Below are 19,691 nucleotides of genomic sequence, written 5' to 3' on the forward strand. Positions count from 1 at the left end.
GAAAATGCCAGCGCCGGATAACGCTCAATAACGCCATGTCGATCACTCCATAGCCCCCGCTGAAAACATGCGAGGGAAGGTTGGAACATGGGTCAATTCTCAATGGAAATATCAGGCCACGCCGGGTCAGTTCTCAGTGGCAATCAACATGCGGATGAAACGCGCGACGTTTTCGGCCGTATTGGCAAGCGCGCCGGCGCTGACCGTCTGACGCTGGCCGAAGAAGGTCAGGTGCGGACCGAGGCTTGCAGCTGGCGCCGTTCCCCGTATGCCGTGACAGCCGGCGCAGCCGTGAAACGCAAAGAGCGGCTCGCCCTCGTGCCCACCGGTTCCGTTGCCACCGCCTGCGCGTGCCGCCAAGCTAAGTAGTCGGCAGGCTCCATCACGATGACCGAAACGGCCATCCGCGCATGGGACCGTTCGGCCAGCAGTTCCATAAATGACTTGTCGGCATTGCACAGCAGGATGAGCAATCGGCACCAGTGAGATCGGTGTAGCTGCCTTTAACGCCAAGTCAGGGGAAGAGCGGCTGGGTGCGGACCCACAGTTCCAGCGTCGTTTCCGTACCGAGCGTCGCCGAGCGATGTGGGAGATGCGACTGGAAGTGCATGGAATCGCCCTTGTTGAGGATATGGCGTTCGCCGCCCACCTCCAGCAACATGCAGCCTTCCAGCACGTAGACGAAGTCCTCGCCTTCGTTGTGCATGATCTCGGACACATGCCCCGGTGGCCGGCGCACCAAAGTAGGATGCAGTTTGGCACCGGGAAAGCCGGCGCCGAGCAGTTCATAGGTCCGCCTTACATCGCCGAGGCTGAAGGATTCTCGCTCGCCTTGCCGCGTCACCGAGCCGGACTGGCGCGGGGCCTTGATGAAGGCATCGACATGCGTGTCGAGCGCTTCGGCGATATTGCACAGCGAGGCAAGCGATGGCGTCGAGGTGCCGCGCTCGACTTGGGACAGGAAGCCGATGGAAAGTCCGACGCGCTCGGCAACCTGCTGCAACGTCATGTCCATTTCACGCCGACGTTTGCGTATCTTCTTGCCGACGCCCTCTTCCGCAACGCTGTCTGCCACGTCCTTCTTTCTCGCTTTCGCCTCTGGCGACATTACAACACCCGTGTACGGATCGGTTCGAAATCCGCCAAAATATGAGCCATGCCATCCGCAAAGTCGATGCACGCCATGGCGCTCGTCCAGGGAATTGCCGCGCTTTGCGCCGCATTGCTGCCCGCCATTTCGTACTCCTATAAAAATTTTACCACAAGGCTTTAATTTCTTTTGCATTGGTTCAATTTTTGAGCAACAACTTTGCGCGGTGAGGATAGAGCTCAAGGGAGGAGCCCCATGCGAATGCACAAGAACTGGACGATTCTGATGGCGACGGCGGCCGTGATCGGCGGGTTGCAGGCCGGCACCGTACTGGCCCAGGAGGAGCCGCAGACCGGTGGCGTGCTGCGTATTCTGGCGACGGGCGAGCCCGACCATATGGATCCGACGCTTGCCGGCATGGTGACGACGAACAATCTCATGCGCGCCATTTCCCGCCAGCTCGTCAGCTACAAAGCCTCCACCGATCCGACCGTTGCGATCACACCGGTCGGCGACCTCGCGACCGAGGTTCCGCAGCCGACCGATGAAGGTCTGACCTACACCTTCACCCTGCGCGATGGCGCGATGTGGAATGCGCCTTCCGGCGCGCGCCAGATCACCTCGGCCGACGTGGAGCGCGGTTTCAAGCGCCTCTGCAATCCGCATATGCAGGCGGCGACGCTCACCTATTTCACCGCCCTGATCTCCGGCCTGACGGAATTCTGCGACGGCTTTGCCAAGGTCGAGCCGACGCCGGCGGCGATGAAGGTCTATATGGAAGGCAACGACGTCTCGGGTATCGAGACGCCCGACGACAAGACCGTCGTCTTCAAGCTCAAGGAACGGGCAGGCGACTTCATCTACATGCTCTCCCTGCCGATGCCGGCGCCGACCGCCATCGAGACGCTGGACTACATTCCCGACAGCCCGGAATACCGCGCAAACTTCGTCGGCAGCGGTCCTTACACGCTCGGCGAATACACGCCCGATACCAGCCTGCAACTGGTGCGCAATCCGGCCTGGAAGGCTGACAGCGATCCGTTGCGCAAGGCCTATGTTGACGAGATCGACATCACCATGGGCATGCAGGCCGATGCGATCATGCAGCAGCTCCAGTCGGGCGACGGCGATCTGGCCTATGACATCAACGTGCCGACCGCGATCCTCTCGACGCTTGCCGCAACCGGCGATGAGAAGCTGACGGCCATGTCCGCCGGCAACACGAACTTCCTGTTCATCAACACGGTCTCGGACAACAACAAGGGCGCGCTGAAGGACCTGCGCGTGCGCCAGGCGCTGCAATATGCCGTCGACAAGGCCGCCATCGTGCAGCAATGGGGCGGTGCGGCAGTAGCAGAGCCCGCCAACGGCATCTTCGGCATCGGCGTGCTCGGCTACCACAAATTCGATCTTTATCCTTCGACGGATGCCAAGGGCGACCCGGAAAAGGCGAAGGCGCTGCTGAAGGAAGCCGGCTTCCCTGACGGCATCACGCTGAAGATGCCTTATCGCAACAAGGACCTGGAAGTGGCGACCGCCGCGACGATCCAGGCAAGCCTTGCCCGCGCCGGCATCACGCTGGAAATGACGCCGGTCACCGCGGCCGACTACTATTCCAAATTTATGACGAACCCGGTCAACACCAAGGACGGTACCTGGGACATCGCTCCCGTGGGCTGGACGCCGGACTGGGTAGGCGGTGCTGCGCGCTCGGTCTTCCAGCCGCAGTTCACCTTCGACGGCACGCACCAGACCTACAATTACACCGACTACAACAACCCGAAGGCCAACGAGATCGCCGCGAAGGCGATCAACGCCACGACGCCGGAGGAGACGGGCAAATTGTGGGCCGAGGTCGACGAACTCGTGATGGCCGATTCACCGGTCGTGCCGTTGATCGCCAACAAGAACCCGCGCTACCGCAGCGAGGCGGTCAAGAACTTCCAGCCCTATGCGCTGGGTGTCGAAGGCGACTGGACCAATCTCTGGCTCGAGCGCTGACCGTCTGAAACCGCAGCCGGCGCCGGACCGTGGTTCCGACGCCGGCCTCCTTCTTCTTTCGCAGGCAAACGGGTTCTGACTTGGCCATTCTCGAAGCGAAGGGTCTTACCGTCGATATTCCGACGGAAGACGGCACTGTGCATGCGGTGCGCAACGTCTCCTTTTCCATCAAGCCGGGCTCGCTCTTCGGCATCGCCGGCGAGTCCGGCTCCGGCAAGAGCGTCTTGACCCAGGCAGTGATGGGGCTCCTCCCCAACGCCGATATCGGCGGCGAGGTCTGGTTCGAGGGGCGCAATCTCATCGGCCTTTCCCAGGAGGAGATGCGGCGTCTGCGCGGCGGGCGCATCGGCATGATTTTTCAGGATCCGCTGTCGAGCCTGCATCCTTTCTACACCATCGGCGCGCAGATCGCCGAGGTGCTGCACGCGCATAAGACGATCAGCCCGGCGGAGGCGCGGGCGCGCGTTATCGACATGCTCGGCAAGGTTGGCATTCCGTCGCCCGCCGAGCGCTATGACGACTATCCGCACCAGTTTTCCGGCGGTATGCGCCAGCGCGTGATGATCGCCATGGCGCTGATCCTGAAGCCGGCGCTCGTCATCGCCGATGAACCGACCACGGCGCTGGACGTTACCGTGCAGGCGCAGATCGTGGCGTTGCTCGACACGATGCGCCGAGATTTCGGCACCACCGTCATCCTCATCACCCACGATCTCGGCTTGCTTTCGAGCGTCGCCGACGATGTGATGGTGATGTATGCCGGGCACAGGCTGGAATATGGCCGGGCGGAGGATGTTTTCCGCGCACCGGCGCATCCCTATACCGCCGGCCTTCTGCGGTCGACGCCAGCCAGCTACCGGCCAGGCACCGAGCTTGCGCCGATCTGCGGCCGCCCACCAAGCCTGCTCGCCACGCCCGCCGGCTGCGTCTTCGCTCCACGGTGCACGGAGGCCTTGCCGCGCTGCTCAAGCGAGCCGCCTCCACTGCGGCGCTACAGCGACGGAGTCGAAGCGCTCTGTTGGCTGGAGGAGGGCGCAAGCACGACCCGGCCGGCAATCAAAATTGCGACAACCGTCAAGAAAGCCGCACCGCCCGAGCCTGTGGCGGAGATTGAGGATGTGCGCCTGACCTATCATGTCGGCAGCTTCTTCGGCCCAAAGCGCGCTCTGGATGTGCTGAAAGGCGTCAACCTCACCATCGGGCGCGGCGAGACCATCGGGCTTGTCGGCGAAAGCGGCTGCGGAAAATCCACGCTGGCGCGCATCGTTGCCGGGCTGGTGCCGGCCACTTCCGGCCGCGTGCGCGTGCTCGGCCGCGACATGGGGGCGCTTGATGCCAAGCAATGGCGGGACATGCGCCGGGAGGTCCAGCTCGTCTTCCAGGACCCCTTTGGGTCGCTCAATCCGCGTCGCCGTGTCGGCGCCATCATCGGCGATCCCTTCCGCCTGCATGGCCTTGCCAAAGGCGAGGAACGAAAGGAAAAGGTGCGGCACCTGATGGAACGCGTCGGGCTCAACCCCGAGCACTACAATCGCTTCCCGGCCGAATTTTCCGGCGGGCAGCGCCAGAGGATCGGCATCGCCCGCGCGTTGGCGCTCAATCCGGCCCTGATCATCTGTGACGAGCCGGTTTCCGCCCTCGACGTTTCGATCCAAGCGCAGGTGCTCAACCTGCTGCGCGAATTGCAGCGCGACCTCGGCCTGACCTATCTCTTCATTTCCCATGACCTTTCGGTGGTGCGCCATGTCTGCGACCGCATCGCGGTGATGCAGGGCGGCCGCATCGTCGAGATAGAGACGGCCGAGCGGCTGTTTGCCGATCCACAGCACGATTACACGCGAACGCTGCTGTCGGCCTCCAAGACGCTGCCGGCCTTTGCGGAAGCCGGCCGCCGGTCGCTGGTCGAAACACAGGTGGCATCATGAGCGACGTGACGACGAACGAAACCGCGCCGCAGACTGAAATTATCCAGCGCGGCTCCTTCGCGCTGACGGTGCGGCGGCTTCGGCGCGACACGGCCAGTATCGTGGCACTGTGCGTGATTTTCGCGATCCTCGTGCTCGCCATCGTCGCCCCCTGGGTGGCTGATATTACCGGCCATTCGCCGATCGAGCAGTTTCGCGAGACCGGCCTGTCGCCGGCCGGCATTCCGGTCGGACCGGGCAGCGAATTCTGGTTCGGCACCGACCAGCTCGGCCGCGACGTGCTGGTCCGGCTCGCCTATGGCGCGCGGGTGTCGCTGCTCGTCGGCGTCTTCGCCTCCCTGCTCGCCTCGCTTATCGCCGTCGTCGTCGGTACGACGGCGGGCTATTTCGGCGGCACGGTCGATCTGGTTCTCAGCCGGTTAACCGACCTCGTCATGAGCGTGCCCTTCCTGCTCTGCGCGCTGGCGCTCGTCTCCGCCTTCGGGCCGAGCCTGACACTGTCGGTCGCCGTCATCGTGTTCTTCAGCTGGGCACCGATGGCGCGTGTCATCCGCGGCCAGGTGATCTCGCTGCGCCGGCACGATTTCGTGCTGGCCAGCCGCTCGCTCGGTGCGGGATCGCTGTCGATCATGGTGGTCGATATCCTGCCCAATCTTGCGGTGCCGATCATCGTCTACACCACCATGCAGATCCCCAATTCCATCGTCTTCGAGGCGACGCTGTCCTTCCTCGGCATGGGCATCGTGCCGCCGACGCCCAGCTGGGGCGGCATGCTGGCGGATGCATCTTCCAACTCGCTCTATCTCGTCGCCTGGTGGCTGATCTTCGTGCCCGGTACGGCGCTGCTCATGACGACGCTCGCCTTCAACATTCTCGGCGATGGGTTGCGCGATGCGCTCGACCCGAAAAGCGCCCGCACCATGCGCCGTCTCAAGCGTCGGCCGAAGGCAGGAGCCAAGCCATGATCCGCTTCCTTTCCCATCGTATCGGTTTTGGCGCGGGCGTTCTGCTCGTCCTCTCGGCCTTCGTCTTCTTCCTGTTCTTTGTCGCGCCCGGCGATCCCGCTCGCATGATTGCCGGCGACAAGGCGACGGAAAGCCAGCTTGCGCAGATCCGCAAAAATCTCGGCGTCGACCGGCCGATCGTCGTGCAATACGGCGCCTTCATGCAGAAAGCACTGTCGGGCGATCTCGGTTTCTCCTACCGCAACCAGCAGCCTGTCGCGCCGATCATCCTGCGGCGCATTCCGGTAACGCTGTCGCTTGTGCTGGGCGGGGCGCTGCTGTGGCTCTCCATCGGCGTGCCGATCGGCATCATGTCGGCGCGGCATGTCGGCAGCCTGCGCGACCGGCTGGGTCAGGCCTTCATCCTCGTCGGCCTCTCGTTTCCGACTTTCGTGCTCGGCATGATGTCGCTCTACCTGCTCTACTTCATGCCGAAACAGGCCGGTTTCACGCTGTTTCCCGCCGGCGGCTACAAGGCGCTCTCGTCCAATCCCGCGCTCTGGGCCTGGCATCTAGCTCTGCCGTGGATGACGCTGGCGATGACTATGGCGGCGATCTATGCCCGTCTCACGCGCGGACAGATGCTCGACGTGATGGGCGAGGATTATATCCGCACCGCCCGCGCCAAGGGGCTGACCGAACGCCGGGTGGTCTGGAAGCACGGCATGCGCGCCGCGCTGACGCCGCTCGTCACGCAGCTCGGTGCCGATATCGCTCTTCTTCTGGGCGGCGTCATCGTAATCGAGCAGGTCTATGGCTTGCAGGGCGTCGGCGCGCTCGCCGTGCAGGCGGTCGCCAATCAGGACCGGCCGATCATCATCGGCGTCGTGCTGCTCGGCGGCCTGTTCATCGTCATTGCCAATATCGCGGTCGACCTGCTTTACGTGCTGCTCGACCCTCGCGTTCGTTGAGTCCGTCGCGCGTAAGGCGGCAAAAAGGAAATTTTGATGATCGTCTCCGAATACACCATCCCTGGCTTGCATGTGCGCGATCATATCGTGACCGTGCCGCTCGACTGGTCGAAGCCCGAGGGCAGAACCATCGAATTCTTCGCCCGCGAGGTGGTCGATCCCGCCCGCAAAAACGAGGTGCTGCCGCTCCTCTGTTTCCTGCAGGGCGGGCCCGGCGGCAAATCCCCTCGTCCGACGAAGAGCAGCCCCTCTTGGCTTGCCAAGGCGCTGAAGACGCACCGCATCATTCTACCCGACCAGCGTGGCACCGGCCGCTCAACGCCAGTCGACGCGGCGACCATTGCCGGATTCGACGGTGAGGCCGGAGCAGACTACCTCGCCTGCTTCCGCGCCGATTCCATCGTCGACGATCTCGAGCATTTCAGAAAAACCACCTTCGGCGGAGAGCGCTGGCAGACGCTGGGCCAGAGCTATGGCGGCTTCCTGACGCTGACCTATCTCAGCCGCGCGCCAGAAGGCCTGTCCGCCTGTTATGTCGCCGGCGGCATCCCGAGCCTCGATCCCTCCGCGGACGAGGTCTACCGCCACACCTACCCGCGCGTGCGCGCCAAGAACGAGATTTTCTACAAGCGCTATCCAGACGACAAAGCGCTGGTCGCCCGCATCGCGGATTTCATCGACGCCAATCCCGTCACGCTGCCGGATGGTGACCGCCTTTCGGTACGCCGTTTCCAGAGCCTCGGTCTCGATTTCGGCATGGGGCCGGGCTTCGAGAATATCCACTGGCTGCTCGACGAAGCCTTTGCCGCGCCGGACCGCCTGTCCGACCAGTTTCTCGGCTCGGTCATGCAGGCCACGGCCTATCACGGCAATCCATTGTTCGCAGTGATCCATGAGGCGATCTACGGGCAGGGCGAGGGCGCGACCGCCTGGTCGGCCGAGCGGCTGCTGGCGGAATTCCCGGAATTCGACGTCAAGGCGAGGCCGCTGCTCTTCACCGGCGAGATGATCTATCCGTCGATGTTCGAGGAGGTGGCGCTGTTGAAACCCTTCCGCACCGCCGCCGAGGCGCTCGCCCGACGTCCGCGCTACAGCCAGCTCTACGACAAGGCCCGCCTTGCCGAGAACACCGTGCCGCTCGCGGCGGTCGTCTATCACGACGACATGTATGTCGATGCCGGCATCTCGCTTCAGACCGCAAAGGCCGTCGGCAATCTCGATGTCTGGATCACCAATGAATTCGAACATGACGGCATTCGCCAGTCGGGTGCGGTCTTCGACCGGCTCGTCGCGATGGTGGCCGAAAAGGGCGGTCCGCTGAAGACCAGCCGCTGAACGAAAGTAAAAGATATGACGATAAATGACCGTGCGCCGGTGCTTGCGGCGCTTCGCGGCTGGCTCGACGCGTCCGCTTTGGACGGACTGATCGTGCCGCGCACCGACGCCCACCAAAGCGAAGTGACGGCGCCGCGCGACGACTGCCTGCGCTATATCAGCGGCTTTTCCGGCTCGGCCGGTTTGGCCTTGGTGTTGCAGGACCGGGCGCTCATCTTCGTCGATGGGCGCTATCAGGTGCAGGTGCGTCAGGAGGTCGATCGCTCGCTCTTCGACGTGCATCATCTGCATGACGATCCGCTCGATCGATGGCTCGGACAACATGCGCAGCGCGGCTGGCGCATCGGCATCGATGCTATGTTGGTGGGCGGGAGCCTTTACGATCGTCTGGTTACCGGCTGTGCCGCCGCCCATGCGGAGCTGGTCGTGCTCGAGGCCGATCCCTTCGATGCGGTGTGGCGCGATCGTCCGCCCCGTCCGCTGGGCGCGATCAGGGCCATGCCGCCGCAGGTGGCCGGGGAAACCGCAGCGCACAAACGGGCGCGGATCGCCGAAGGCATTCGGCAGCGTGGCGCGGCCCTTCTAGTCGAGACGCTGCCCGACAATATAGCCTGGCTGCTCAATGTGCGCGGCTCGGATGTCCCGATGAACCCGGCGCCGCATTCCTTCCTGCTGCTGGGCGCGGACAACGATCTGGAATGGTTCGTCGATCGCCGCAAGCTTGGCAACGACCTCGACGCCTATGAACTGGGCAGCGTGACCGTGTCGCCGCCAGAGCGCTTTCTCGACCGCCTTGCCGAGGCGACAGCGGAAAAGACCGTGGTGATCGACGCGGATTTCGCCCCACAGGGTGTGCGAGCCGTCGTGCTTGCAGCCGGTGGCCGGATTGCGCCGCAGACCAGCCCGATCACCCTTGCCAAGGCGATGAAGACGCCGGCCGAATTGCAGGGGTTTCGCGATTGCCATCTGGAGGACGGCATCGCCGTTACCGAGTTCCTTGCCTGGCTTTCATCGGAAGTGTCGGCTCGAGAACAGAAAGGGCATCCGCTAACCGAGCTGGAGGCCGAAGCCCAGTTGATGGCTTTCCGGAAAGAGCGAGCAGGCTTTCTGGAGTCGAGCTTCCGCACCATCTCCGCTGCCGGCGCCAATGCCGCCATGTGCCACTATGCGGCGAGCGCCGACACGAATGCGCCCATCGACACGGTAGCCCCCTATCTGGTGGATTCCGGCGGGCAATATCTCAACGGCACCACCGATCTCACCCGCACCGTCATGCTGGGCGCGCCGACGGAGGAAATGAAGATCGCCTACACCGCCGTGCTCAAGGGCTTCATTTCCCTGATGTCCACACGCTTTCCAGTGGGAACGCAGGGCCACCAACTGGATGCCTTCGCGCGCCGCCCACTCTGGGATGCCAGCCTCGACTATGACCACGGCACCGGCCATAGCGTCGGCCATAATCTGCTGGTCCACGAATATCCGCACCGCTTCGACCGCAAGCCGAATCTCCACGTGCTGGAGCCTGGCACCATCATGACGGTGGAGCCCGGCTACTACAAACAGGGCGCCTTCGGCATGCGCATCGAAAACCAGGTGGAAGTGGTGGCGGACGGTCCGGGGTTCTGTCGATTCGCCTCGCTGACGCTTGCACCTATCGATCTCACGATGGTCGACCTCGATGCGCTCAGCCCTGGCGAAATCGCCTTCCTCGACGACTATCATGTCCGCGTGCGAGAGGCACTTCTCGCCCATATCCGCCCGCAGAACCTAGCCTTTCTGCTTGCGCAGACACGGCCGGCTGTCGAACAGCGCGAGGCGGCACGTTGACTGCTATGCGGAGGCGGTGTTGTGCCGACGCGCCAGAAGCGCGAAGAGTATACTGAGCATCCCACATAGGCTCGCTAGCCGGGCGGTATTTCCAAGGACGTGCCGATGGCCTCGTCTTTCCGGCGCGGCTCCACGCGAACGATACCGCCCTTGAAGCGCTGGCGTACGATCTCGCCCAATTCGGCGAGGGTTTGAGCTCGCCATTTCCAACCGCGTCGCAGGCGGCATCAAGAGTGCGCCCGTCCGCGTCGTCACCGTCACCGTTCGCATACCCGAATCTGAGGACGGCATTCACTTTCAACGGCTGCCTGCCTTGTGCTCTTCGGCTGGACAGGGCGGATTCTGCGTCGCCTGACCACGTATCTGCCACTTGTCATGCGGCAAATGCTGGGCGCGAAGTAGCCGTTGCGCGAGGGTTAAGGGCCGCACCCTCGATCCTTCAGCCTAACGGCTGCGCCTTTCCTTGCGCCACGCGAGCACCGTTTCGACGTCTATCTTGCCGCCGCGCGGGCCGTGGATCGTGACGGAGCGGGAGGCGGCGGCGATGGAAAAGTCCAGCGCTTCCGCAAAGGCGTGCCCCTGTGTCAGGCACCAGGTCAGCGCCCCGCCGAAGGTGTCTCCGGCCCCCGTTACGTCTACCACGTCCACGGAATAACCGGCCGCCTGCAGCAGCGTCTCGCCGTCGAATGCCTCGGCGCCATCGGCTGCCTTCGTGCGCACCACCCAACCTATCGCATGCTGGCGTATCCATCCGCTGATGCGGGCCATGTCGTCGTGGCCGAAGGCGGCGCGAAAGCCGACCTCATTGAAGATGACGACGGCCGCGCCCGAGAGATAGGGCATGTCTTCCGGCGTGCAGCCGCCGACATCGAGATCGAAGATGGCGCGGCGGCCGTGGCGGCGCAGGTCGGCCAGCAGGTCCGCCTGCTTCAGCACACCCGCGTCCGTTTGGCTATGCAGCCGGCGCGCACGGTAGAGCGTCGTATAGAGAAAACCCTGATGACGCAGGGCTGCGAGTGTTTCTTGTGCCAGCCACATCGGCGGCTCGCCCATCTCGACCGTCAGGACGACATGCTCGCCGTCGATCAGGAAGATCAGGTTGCGCGATTCCGCAAGGGCGGGGTCGGTGAGCATGTGATCGACACAAACGCCGTTCTGCTGGAGGTCCTCGATAAGCTGCCTCGACAGCGGACTGTCGTTCAAGAGGGAAATGAACTGGGTCGCCCCGCCCAGTGCTGCATGCACGACGGCAGCATTGGCGATGGAACCGCCGATTTCGGCCGGCAGTTCCTGCACCATGCCCTTGTCGGCGCGGCCGGGCCAGCGGTCGGCGGTGTAATACTCGTCGAGCGCCACGTCTCCGATGAAGAAGGCCGTCATGCTGCGGTCCCGTCGTTTATCCGGATTTGGCGTGGCCCACCCGTCACCGCGATCCAGGGGCTTTCGCCGAGGCCGCAGACGGCCATCCAATAATAGGGCGTGGCGCGGGTGGCGCCTCGACAGGCGTCGTGCCAGACGTTTTTATACATCACAACGGTCTGGCCGGGCACGATGATGAAGGCCTCGATATCATTGTGATCCGGCGCATCGGCGTCGGAGGCCGGTGCCACGGCGAGGACGATCGGCTCGGCAGCGCAGAACAGGGCCTCCTCGGTCAGCGGGTGCCGCTCCATGGCAGTGCAAGACCAGGGCGCGCTGCCGCCGCGGGTCATGCCGAGGTGGCCCGAACCGTCAATCAGCGGCGTGCGGGTAAAACCGTCGTCCCAGCCATCGCCCTTCGTCCGGATCACGTCGGGGTCTGCATCGCCGGCGAGATCGTAGACCTTGCCGTAGCGCGCGAAATTCTCGGCCGTAACAGGCCGTGCGACGACGGGGATCATGCGGCGCTCCGTACGGCGCGGACGGCGCGCATCAGACGGGCGACGTGGGCCGCCTCGACGCGACCGGTATCCTTATGGTCGTGCTTGAACCAGCTCCCGACGATGGCGCCATCGGCGTGCGCCAGCTGTTCGGCGGCATTCGTTTCGGTCAGGCCCGCACCGATGAGGAGGGGAACGCCGTCACCAGCCGCGGCACGGAAACGGGCGACCTTGTCCATATCGGTCGGCTGGCCCGTGGCATCCGATGTCACCACAAGGCCGTCACAGCGCAGGGCCCCCAGCCGCACATCCTCTTCCTCCGGCCGACCGGAAAGGACCGGCTGATACTTGAAGCGCACGCCACCGAGCAGCAGTGCGGAAACGCTTGCCCGCCGGGCCGCGAAATCGGCTGAGAAGGTGGCATCATTTTCCGGCGGCAAATGGCCAGCGACGGAATCGACCTGGATGAAGGAAACCGGATACTGCCTGGCCAACGCGAAAGCGCGCTTGTCGTCGCGCAGCACGTTGACGCCGATCTTCGCGCCAAGTCCAAGGCCGCTCAGCCGGCCGAGCACGCGCTCGACATCATCGGCATCGCCAAAATAGTTTTCCACCACCAGCCCGTCGACGCCTTCGCCGGCCATGATGCGAGCCTCTTCCTCGGCCTGGGCGAGCTTTGCCGCGGGGCCGTCACCGGCAAGATGGAGCATGCCGAGAATGGGTTTCACGATGCCGAAGGTGTCACTGAGACGGTTCATGTCGTTTCTCCTGCGTCGCGCCGCCTCAGGCAGGCGCGGTATCGCGCCCCCAGCGCGTTGCGAATTTCATTTGGACCGCCGGCGCGTAGACGATCGACGTGCGTTCGACCAACCGGTCGTCGGCGTCGAGGACGTCGCCGCTGGCGCAAAGGTAGCCGGGCACGTCCGGTGCCGGGCCGAAGACCTCCCGCAGGCGCTTCGACGGCGGCACGACGGTCAGCAGCAGTTCCGAGCGGAGCGGATGGCGGTCATAGTCGCGGCGCAATACCTCATAGAGCGATTGCGCCGCGAAATCGTAGGTCTCGAGGCCGGGATAGAGGGCGAGGTCGAGCTGGGACGTATCGACGTTGAGCCAGCTCACGGTCGCCTCGTTTGCCAGGCCGCGGGCACGCACCAGAAGCAGCTCGCCGCCTTCCACGCGATGCTCGAGCACTTTCGTCACGGGACGTTGCCCCTGGCGCCGGGCGAGTTCGGTAAAACTGCCGAAGTTCCAGATATTGTGGCTGATCGGCCGGTGCGAGACGATCGTGCCCCGACCGCGCACCTGCTGGACCAGACCTTCCGACACCAGAAGCGCCATCGCATTGCGCACGGTCGTGCGTGCGATGCCGAACTGGTCGCGCAACTGGTTCTCCGAGGGAATGGATTCTCCCTCGGAGAAGTCGCCGCTCAGGATCGCGGCACGCAGCGCCCGGTAGAGCTGGCGGTAGAGCTGTTCGCTCGAATAAGCATCGAGGCGAAAGCGCGACAGCCGGTCGTCCGGACGTTCGCCCGCGGCATGGGCGTCTGGTGTGGAAGGTTGGGTCAAGGCAGGCTCCGGAAATGCTGGATTACTTCGTGGCTCCGTTTATCTTGAACTCTTCCACACCGGCTTCTTTCAAGCCGTAACGGTCGAGGATCTGTGCATAAGTGCCATCGGCCTTCAACGCGCCGAGTGTGGCGTGCACGGCATCGCGCAATTCGCCATTCGCCTTGGCGAAGGCGATGCCATAGTGGTTGACGTCGCCGACCGCGCCGATCTGGTAGAACTTGCCCGGCTCCTGCTTCATCAGGTCGAGCAAGCCTTCGAGGCCGATGACAGAAGCCTGGGCGCGGCCCTGGCGGATCTGCATGATGTGCTCGGCCTGGGTCGGGATCTGGATGACGGTGATCAGCTTGTCGGCCGGGCAAATCGACTTACCGAGCTCCTCAGCCCAAGTGACCCAGCTCGTGCCGGTGGCCACCGCGACCGTCTTGCCGCAGAGATCGGCCTCGGTCTTGATTTCGCCCTGGTGGTCGATGCTCGAATAGAAGACATTGCCCGTCTTGAAATAGTCGATGAAATCAAGCTGCGTCTGGCGCTCCACCTTGTCGGAGAACGCCGTGATGATCATGTCGGAACGGCCGGTGACGACCTGCGGGATCAGCTGCGGAAACTCGACGTTCTGGAATTCCGCGGAGAGGCCGAGACGCTCGGCGATCGCCTTGGCAAGGTCGATGTCGAAGCCCTTCAGCTCCGTCGAGCCGGCGTCGTTGTATTCCATCGGCGGGTAGGCCAGGCTGATCGTGACGTTAAGCTTGCCGGCGCTGCGCACGGCTTCGGGCAGGGCGGCGGCAAGCTTTTCGTCGCCGGCCGCCTGCGCGACGCCGGCAAGACTGAGAAAGGTGGCGGAGGCAAGCCCCAGGACCATCGGCAGGATTGTCTTCATTGTCCGTACTCCCATTGTTGGACGAAGGAAAAGGTTAGGCGAGCACGCGGCTCAGGAACGAACGCACGCGTGGATCGGTCGGGTTGCTGAGGATCTCGCTCGGCACGCCCATTTCGCGGATTTCGCCGTCGATCATGACCACGACCCGGTCGGCCACTTCGCGGGCGAAGCCGATCTCGTGCGTGACGACGATCATCGTGGTGCCCCCGCGCGCCAGTGTGCGCATCACCTCCAGCACCTCGCCGACGAGTTCCGGGTCGAGTGCCGATGTCGGCTCGTCGAACAGCATGACGCGCGGTTCCATGGCGAGCGCACGGGCGATGGCGACGCGCTGCTTCTGGCCGCCGGAAAGCTGAGAGGGGTAGCTTGCGGCCTTGCCTGCCATGCCGACCTGCTCCAGCAGTTCCATGGCGCGGGCCTCCGCCGCAGCGCGCTTCAGGCCGCGCACCACAATCGGACCCTCGATGACATTGCCGAGTACGGTGCGATGGGCGAAGAGGTTGAAGTGCTGGAAGACCATTCCGAGCTGGCTTTGCTGCGCGCGCAGGCGCTTGACCGGCAGTTCCTGCAGGGCGCCGCGGCTGAGTTCGTAGCCCATGATGGCGCCGTCGACCCAGACATAGCCGCCGTCGGGCGTTTCCAGATGGTTGATGCAGCGCAGGAAGGTGCTCTTGCCGCTGCCCGAGGGGCCGAGGATGCACAGCACCTCGCCATGGGTAACGTCCAGGTCGAGCCCCTTCAGGACCTCGTGGGCGCCGAAACTCTTGCGGATACCCACCGCCTTGACTGCGAGGCTCATGCTTCCTCCGGGGTGGCCCGGCGGCGCGCCCAGACCTTGAACCAGCTGCTTCCGGCGGTGGCGTTGGAGGCGTCACGGCCGAAATGGCGTTCGAGATAGTATTGGCCGATGGACAGAACCGTGGTTCCGGCCAGGTACCAGATCGCGCAGACGAACAGGAGTTCGATGACGGCGCCGTTGATGAAGTAGATGCGCTGCGCCGCGTTCAGCATTTCGCCCATGGCGATGGTGGCGGCGAGCGAGGAGAATTTCAGCATGCCGATGGCGCTGTTGCCGAGCACCGGCAGGATCAGGCGCAGCGTCTGCGGCAGGACGATGCGGCGCATCGTCTGGCCGGGCGTCATGCCGAGAGTATGCGCCGCCTCGGTCTGGCCTTTGTCGACGGAGCTGATGCCGCCCCGCACCACCTCGGTGAGATAGGAGCCCTCGTTGACACTGAGTCCGAGCACGGCGGCGACGAAGGGCGTAACGACATCGACCATGCGGGCATCGACGAGGCCCGGAATGTAAAGCCGCGGGAAGACGAGCGCGATGTTGAACCAGATGAGAAGCTGGAGCAGCACGGGCGTCCCGCGGAAGATCCAGACATAGAGCCAGGCGGCAAAACGCAGGATCGGGTTTTCCGACAGTCGCATGATGCCGAAGGCAAAACCCAGCGCCACGCCGAAGGCGAGGGCGCAGGCCGAAATCAGGAGCGTCCAGCCGAAGCCGGCGATGATTACCTCCGCCGTCAGGAATTGTCCAACCACGGCCCACTGGATCTGCCCGACGGCAAAGGCCCGGCCGATGAGGGCGAGGAGCAGCAGGACGATGCCGCCGCTGATCCAGCGGCCGGGATGGCGCAGACGACGCACGGGCACGTCCCGACCGGGTAGATCGGCGGGGGAAAGCGTGGCGGTTGATGTCGGGGAGGGTTGTTGCATGGCATCCAATTGTAGGGTTAGGCCTACAACTTATAAAGAGGCATTCTGTTGAGAGTCAAGTGGTGTTCTGCGACAGATGGAAATGGCGGCCAGCGCGAAGCGACGGTGCCACCGCGGCTTCTGTGCGCTGGCACGATCGATGACGTCAATCGACCATGCGAATGCGCGGACGCCGCATCCATCCGTATCCTCGACCTGTTGCAGTTAAATGCCGAGATGAGCATTTCCGATGGCCGATGCCACCGGTCTCTCGGCCTCGCCATGCTGGCGGCGGGTCAACGAACTGAAGGTAGCAGGACCGACAGTCCCTCAATGTCTTCAATGCCGCGATCCGCACGAAACCGAAATCGTCGAATACTACCTGATGACGGGTGAAGCAGACTACATGCTGCGCATCGTCGTGAAGGATCTCTCAAGATTCCAGGCGCCGGTGGTCGATTTCCTTACCCGGAAGATGTCTGTCCGCCGACCACGAACGACACTGCGGACCAGCTTTCGGCTATGCCCAGTTTGGCGCACGATTTCCTTGATGGAGACACCATCGGCGACGAACCCGCGGATAACGGCATTTGCCTCTTCACACCGTAGATATCCCTCGTATCCAGCCGCTCGGCGGCAGTAAGCAGTTTCGGATTTACGGTTGCAGCGTCGAGAAAGGCGTGACTGGCGTTTTCCATCAGGTGCCAACGGTCAGCAACCTGATCGGCTTGTGGCAGGCCTGTGCGACGGCCTGCGCATATCCACCACCACGGTCTCGTGCGATGATCTCAATCTGAGGCTGCTGGACCAGCCAGGCCTCGGCGGTCGCCTGTTCCCTGTCGGGCAACAATGCGATTGCTCTTCGGCGTTCAAGGTCGCAAATGATGGTACCGTGGAATCAACGCGGCCGCCGACCCGAACCGCCAGTGCGCTTGTGCTGGATGGCCGAAAATGGCGGAGCGGTGGTGGGTCATGCCCAGCTTGATTTTGACTGGCGCAATGGAAATGTCGTACCCGGTCGCGTCGCCATAGCGCCCGGGATGCGGGGGCGGGGGTGCCGGATCAATGATAGCCATGGCCGTCGATGAAGCCTTCTTCACGGCGGCAGAACGCTTGGAACTCAATTTTTAGACTTGGAATGCTGTCGCCATCAGGACATACCAACGATCGGGCTTTACTTGCGGCGCGCAGAGCGTCTGCGCTGGTCGGCGGCCAGCGTTGGGATACGGCCATCGTGAGTTTGCCGCGAGCGGATTGGCCCGCAGTCCTCGCGGGTGAGCAGCTAGAGCTGAGAAGAAGGAGTAGAAAATGCGGATACTTTCACGCCTGTACCTGATCGTACTTGCCTTGATCGGCCTTGCTGTTGCCGGCGCCGGTGCCCGGCTCGTCTTGCTTGGCGGTTCGCCGTATTATCTGATCGTGGGCCTCGCCTGGCTCGCCGGCGCACTGCTTCTTTGGCGCGGCAGTGCGGCGGGCGCGTGGTTGACAGTGCTCGTCGCCGCAATATCCGTGCCCTGGGCGATCTGGGAAACTGGTCTCGATTTTTGGGGGCTGTTCGCTCGCCTGATGTCGCCGCTCGCTCTGGCCGGCTTTGCCCTGTTGTTCGCGCCGTCTGTAGCGCGGGAGGCACGGCGGCCGCTTTTCTACAGCGGCGCCATACTCGCCGCCGCGTTGTTTGCCGGTGGTTTCTCGCTCGCTTTCCAGCCGCATGGAATCATTCGCCCGTCCGGGGATATTCCCGCCTATGAGACGGCGAAGGGCGACAATACGCCTTCCGACTGGACGTCTTACGGTCGCACAAACAAGGGACTGCGTTACTCTCCCTTCGACCAGATAAACCGCGATACCGTGACCAAGCTGGATCTTGCCTGGACCTATCGTACCGGCCGCGGCACGACGGGCTTCGACCAGAACACCCCCTTGCAGATCGGCGATACGGTTTACACCTGCACGACGGCGAATGTCGTGGCGGCGGTGGATGCGGATACGGGAGCGGAGCGCTGGAAATTCGACCCGAAGGCCTCCGCGCCATTCTGGCAGCGTTGCCGGGGGATTGGCTATTTCGAGCTGCCCGAAGCAGAGCGGGTCGCCGATCAGCTTTGCAACCAGCGCCTGATCATGACCACGATCGATGCCCGTCTCATCGCGATCGATGCGAAGACCGGCGCTTATTGCCCTGGCTTCGGTGAAGGCGGCACGGTGCAACTGTCGCAGGGCATGGGTGAAGTCAAGAAGGGCTTCTACTTCCAGACATCGGCGCCGCTTGTTGCGCGTGACAAGGTGGTCGTCGGCGGCTGGGTCGTCGACAATCAGGAGGTCGGCGAGCCTTCGGGTGTGATCCGTGCTTTCAACGCCGTCACGGGACAACTCGACTGGGCATGGGATCTCGCCAACCCGGCGATTACCGGCCTGCCGCCGGAAGGATCCACCTACACCCGTGGCACGCCCAATCTGTGGACGACTGCGGCCTTCGACGACGAGCTGGGCCTTGTCTATGCGCCTCTCGGCAATACGACACCGGACTACTACGGTGCTGAGCGCCCCGCCTTCGCTGATGAATACAATGCGACACTCGTGGCACTCGATGTCGAGACCGGTCGGGAACGCTGGAAATTCCAGACCGTGCACCATGACATATGGGACTACGACCTGCCTTCCCAGCCCGCACTCATCGACGTGCCGGACATGAAGGGTGGTACGGCCAAGGCTGTATTGCAGACCACCAAGCGTGGGCAGCTGTTCCTCCTCGACCGGGCGACGGGCAAGCCATTGGCAGAGGTTGCCGAAAAGCCGGTGACGACAGAAGGCGCGGCCCCCGAAGAGCTGCCCCGCTTGTCCACGACGCAGCCTTATTCCGTCGGCATGCCGACGATCGGTGGCGCGCGTCTGACGGAAGCGAGCATGTGGGGTGTGACGATGTTCGACCAGCTCGCCTGCCGTATCGCGTTCCGGCAGCTGCATTACGATGGCGATTTCACGCCGATCAGCCTGAAATACACTATCGAGCAGCCCGGCAATGTTGGTGGTCTGAATTGGGGCAGCGTCTCGGTCGATGTGCACAACAATCGCGTTTTCATGAACGATATTCGCGCACCCAGCCTTTTCGCGCTGGTGCCGCGCGAAGATTATCCTGATTTCGCCAAGAAGGCTCATGCCGACGGCAGCGGCCATGGCCCGTCGCCGCAAGGCGGCACGCCCTATGGCATGGCGACGGAAATGTGGGTTTCGCCGCTGGGCGTTCCCTGTGTCACCCCGCCGTTCGGTACGGTCACGGCGGTCGATATGAACACCCGGACGATAGCCTGGCAGGTGCCGGCGGGGACCGCCGAGCAACTGGGACCATTCGGCATCAAGTCAGGCATGCCGATGCCGATGGGGCTGCCGACCTATGCCGGCACGAGCGCCACGGCTGGCGGGTTGGTTTTCTTCGCCGGCACGCAGGATTACTACCTGCGGGCCTACGATGCGGCCGACGGTACGGAGCTTTGGAAATACCCGCTTCCGGTCGGATCGAGCGCCACTCCCATGACATATGTCTCCCCCACGACGGGCAAGCAATATGTATTGATCTCTGTCGGCGGGGCGCCCTATT

At 63.6% G+C, this 19,691-nt stretch carries 18 protein-coding genes and 1 pseudogene; 8 read left to right on the forward strand and 11 right to left on the reverse strand.

Annotation, left to right across the window (positions count from 1 at the left end):
- Nucleotides 1-126 precede the first annotated feature (126 nt).
- From ACOZKU_RS16605 to ACOZKU_RS16615, 3 genes are all read right to left on the reverse strand, one after another.
- Nucleotides 127-360 (reverse strand): hypothetical protein, encoded by a 234-nt coding sequence (locus ACOZKU_RS16605; RefSeq protein ID WP_421579786.1) that lies wholly within the window; start codon nt 358-360, stop codon nt 127-129.
- 154 nt (nt 361-514) lie between these two features.
- A complete protein-coding gene (locus ACOZKU_RS16610) occupies nt 515-1,075 on the reverse strand; it encodes a helix-turn-helix domain-containing protein (RefSeq protein ID WP_421579787.1) in 561 nt (186 codons plus the stop codon).
- A 32-nt stretch (nt 1,076-1,107) separates the two neighbouring features.
- Nucleotides 1,108-1,236: a hypothetical protein gene (locus ACOZKU_RS16615; protein ID WP_421579788.1), complete on the reverse strand. Its 129-nt coding sequence runs from the start codon at nt 1,234-1,236 to the stop codon at nt 1,108-1,110.
- Between the two features lie 109 nt (nt 1,237-1,345).
- Here ACOZKU_RS16615 and ACOZKU_RS16620 point away from each other — a divergent pair, with 109 nt between their 5' ends.
- The 6 genes from ACOZKU_RS16620 (at nt 1,346) to ACOZKU_RS16645 (ending at nt 10,093) form a co-directional block, all read left to right on the forward strand.
- Entirely contained in the window at nt 1,346-3,091 is a 1,746-nt protein-coding gene (locus tag ACOZKU_RS16620; protein WP_421579789.1) for an ABC transporter substrate-binding protein, read from the forward strand.
- An 80-nt stretch (nt 3,092-3,171) separates the two neighbouring features.
- Nucleotides 3,172-5,016 (forward strand): dipeptide ABC transporter ATP-binding protein, encoded by a 1,845-nt coding sequence (locus ACOZKU_RS16625; protein WP_421579790.1) that lies wholly within the window; start codon nt 3,172-3,174, stop codon nt 5,014-5,016.
- A complete protein-coding gene (locus tag ACOZKU_RS16630) occupies nt 5,013-5,981 on the forward strand; it encodes an ABC transporter permease (RefSeq protein ID WP_421579791.1) in 969 nt (322 codons plus the stop codon). The genes ACOZKU_RS16625 and ACOZKU_RS16630 overlap by 4 nt, the downstream gene beginning before the upstream one ends.
- Entirely contained in the window at nt 5,978-6,931 is a 954-nt protein-coding gene (locus ACOZKU_RS16635; RefSeq protein ID WP_421579792.1) for an ABC transporter permease, read from the forward strand. The genes ACOZKU_RS16630 and ACOZKU_RS16635 overlap by 4 nt, the downstream gene beginning before the upstream one ends.
- Nucleotides 6,932-6,967: 36 nt before the next feature.
- Nucleotides 6,968-8,266, forward strand: coding sequence for an alpha/beta fold hydrolase (locus ACOZKU_RS16640; protein WP_421579793.1), 1,299 nt, complete (start codon nt 6,968-6,970; stop codon nt 8,264-8,266).
- 15 nt (nt 8,267-8,281) lie between these two features.
- A complete protein-coding gene (locus ACOZKU_RS16645) occupies nt 8,282-10,093 on the forward strand; it encodes an aminopeptidase P family protein (protein ID WP_421579795.1) in 1,812 nt (603 codons plus the stop codon).
- Nucleotides 10,094-10,537: 444 nt separating this feature from the next.
- Here the strand turns inward: ACOZKU_RS16645 and ACOZKU_RS16650 are convergent, their stop codons facing one another.
- From ACOZKU_RS16650 to ACOZKU_RS16685, 8 genes and pseudogenes are all read right to left on the reverse strand, one after another.
- On the reverse strand, nt 10,538-11,473 hold the full coding sequence (locus tag ACOZKU_RS16650) for a carbohydrate kinase family protein (RefSeq protein WP_421579796.1): 936 nt from the start codon (nt 11,471-11,473) through the stop codon (nt 10,538-10,540).
- Nucleotides 11,470-11,973 carry an ureidoglycolate lyase gene (locus ACOZKU_RS16655; protein WP_421579797.1) on the reverse strand — a complete coding sequence of 168 codons (504 nt, stop codon included), beginning with the start codon at nt 11,971-11,973 and terminating at the stop codon, nt 11,470-11,472. Before ACOZKU_RS16655 ends, ACOZKU_RS16650 begins: the two co-directional genes overlap by 4 nt.
- Nucleotides 11,970-12,710, reverse strand: coding sequence for a BtpA/SgcQ family protein (locus ACOZKU_RS16660; RefSeq protein ID WP_421579798.1), 741 nt, complete (start codon nt 12,708-12,710; stop codon nt 11,970-11,972). The genes ACOZKU_RS16655 and ACOZKU_RS16660 overlap by 4 nt, the downstream gene beginning before the upstream one ends.
- Before the next feature lie 25 nt (nt 12,711-12,735).
- Nucleotides 12,736-13,518, reverse strand: coding sequence for a GntR family transcriptional regulator (locus tag ACOZKU_RS16665; protein WP_421579799.1), 783 nt, complete (start codon nt 13,516-13,518; stop codon nt 12,736-12,738).
- Between the two features lie 22 nt (nt 13,519-13,540).
- Nucleotides 13,541-14,398 carry an ABC transporter substrate-binding protein gene (locus ACOZKU_RS16670; protein WP_421579800.1) on the reverse strand — a complete coding sequence of 286 codons (858 nt, stop codon included), beginning with the start codon at nt 14,396-14,398 and terminating at the stop codon, nt 13,541-13,543.
- Between the two features lie 34 nt (nt 14,399-14,432).
- Nucleotides 14,433-15,197 carry an amino acid ABC transporter ATP-binding protein gene (locus ACOZKU_RS16675; RefSeq protein WP_421579801.1) on the reverse strand — a complete coding sequence of 255 codons (765 nt, stop codon included), beginning with the start codon at nt 15,195-15,197 and terminating at the stop codon, nt 14,433-14,435.
- Nucleotides 15,194-16,051, reverse strand: a complete 858-nt coding sequence (locus ACOZKU_RS16680; RefSeq protein ID WP_421579802.1) for an amino acid ABC transporter permease — start codon at nt 16,049-16,051, stop codon at nt 15,194-15,196. Before ACOZKU_RS16680 ends, ACOZKU_RS16675 begins: the two co-directional genes overlap by 4 nt.
- A gap of 489 nt (nt 16,052-16,540) precedes the next feature.
- Nucleotides 16,541-16,994, reverse strand: a pseudogene (locus tag ACOZKU_RS16685) (transposase); the annotation flags it as partial.
- Between ACOZKU_RS16685 and ACOZKU_RS16690 the strand changes: the two are divergent.
- Together ACOZKU_RS16690 and ACOZKU_RS16695 are read left to right on the forward strand one after the other, a co-directional pair.
- Nucleotides 16,984-17,187, forward strand: coding sequence for a GNAT family N-acetyltransferase (locus ACOZKU_RS16690; RefSeq protein WP_421579804.1), 204 nt, complete (start codon nt 16,984-16,986; stop codon nt 17,185-17,187). The pseudogene ACOZKU_RS16685 and the gene ACOZKU_RS16690 sit on opposite strands and share 11 nt — an antisense overlap.
- 220 nt (nt 17,188-17,407) lie before the next feature.
- A partial coding sequence (locus ACOZKU_RS16695) for a membrane-bound PQQ-dependent dehydrogenase, glucose/quinate/shikimate family (protein WP_421579803.1) occupies nt 17,408-19,691 on the forward strand: 2,284 nt, incomplete at its 3' end.

It is taken from the genome of Shinella sp. M31 (assembly GCF_049199205.1).
Lineage (GTDB): Bacteria > Pseudomonadota > Alphaproteobacteria > Rhizobiales > Rhizobiaceae > Shinella.

Bases quoted from the DNA above. Each gene is read 5' to 3' on its own strand.
- ACOZKU_RS16640 (WP_421579793.1), top strand. From the start codon at position 6,968: ATGATCGTCTCCGAATACACCATCCCTGGCTTGCATGTGCGCGATCAT.
- ACOZKU_RS16690 (WP_421579804.1), top strand. From the start codon at position 16,984: ATGGTACCGTGGAATCAACGCGGCCGCCGACCCGAACCGCCAGTGCGC.
- ACOZKU_RS16655 (WP_421579797.1), bottom strand. From the start codon at position 11,973: ATGATCCCCGTCGTCGCACGGCCTGTTACGGCCGAGAATTTCGCGCGC.
- ACOZKU_RS16650 (WP_421579796.1), bottom strand. From the start codon at position 11,473: ATGACGGCCTTCTTCATCGGAGACGTGGCGCTCGACGAGTATTACACC.
- ACOZKU_RS16670 (WP_421579800.1), bottom strand. From the start codon at position 14,398: ATGAAGACAATCCTGCCGATGGTCCTGGGGCTTGCCTCCGCCACCTTT.
- ACOZKU_RS16630 (WP_421579791.1), top strand. From the start codon at position 5,013: ATGAGCGACGTGACGACGAACGAAACCGCGCCGCAGACTGAAATTATC.
- ACOZKU_RS16660 (WP_421579798.1), bottom strand. From the start codon at position 12,710: ATGAACCGTCTCAGTGACACCTTCGGCATCGTGAAACCCATTCTCGGC.
- ACOZKU_RS16620 (WP_421579789.1), top strand. From the start codon at position 1,346: ATGCGAATGCACAAGAACTGGACGATTCTGATGGCGACGGCGGCCGTG.
- ACOZKU_RS16675 (WP_421579801.1), bottom strand. From the start codon at position 15,197: ATGAGCCTCGCAGTCAAGGCGGTGGGTATCCGCAAGAGTTTCGGCGCC.
- ACOZKU_RS16645 (WP_421579795.1), top strand. From the start codon at position 8,282: ATGACGATAAATGACCGTGCGCCGGTGCTTGCGGCGCTTCGCGGCTGG.
- ACOZKU_RS16635 (WP_421579792.1), top strand. From the start codon at position 5,978: ATGATCCGCTTCCTTTCCCATCGTATCGGTTTTGGCGCGGGCGTTCTG.
- ACOZKU_RS16615 (WP_421579788.1), bottom strand. From the start codon at position 1,236: ATGGCGGGCAGCAATGCGGCGCAAAGCGCGGCAATTCCCTGGACGAGC.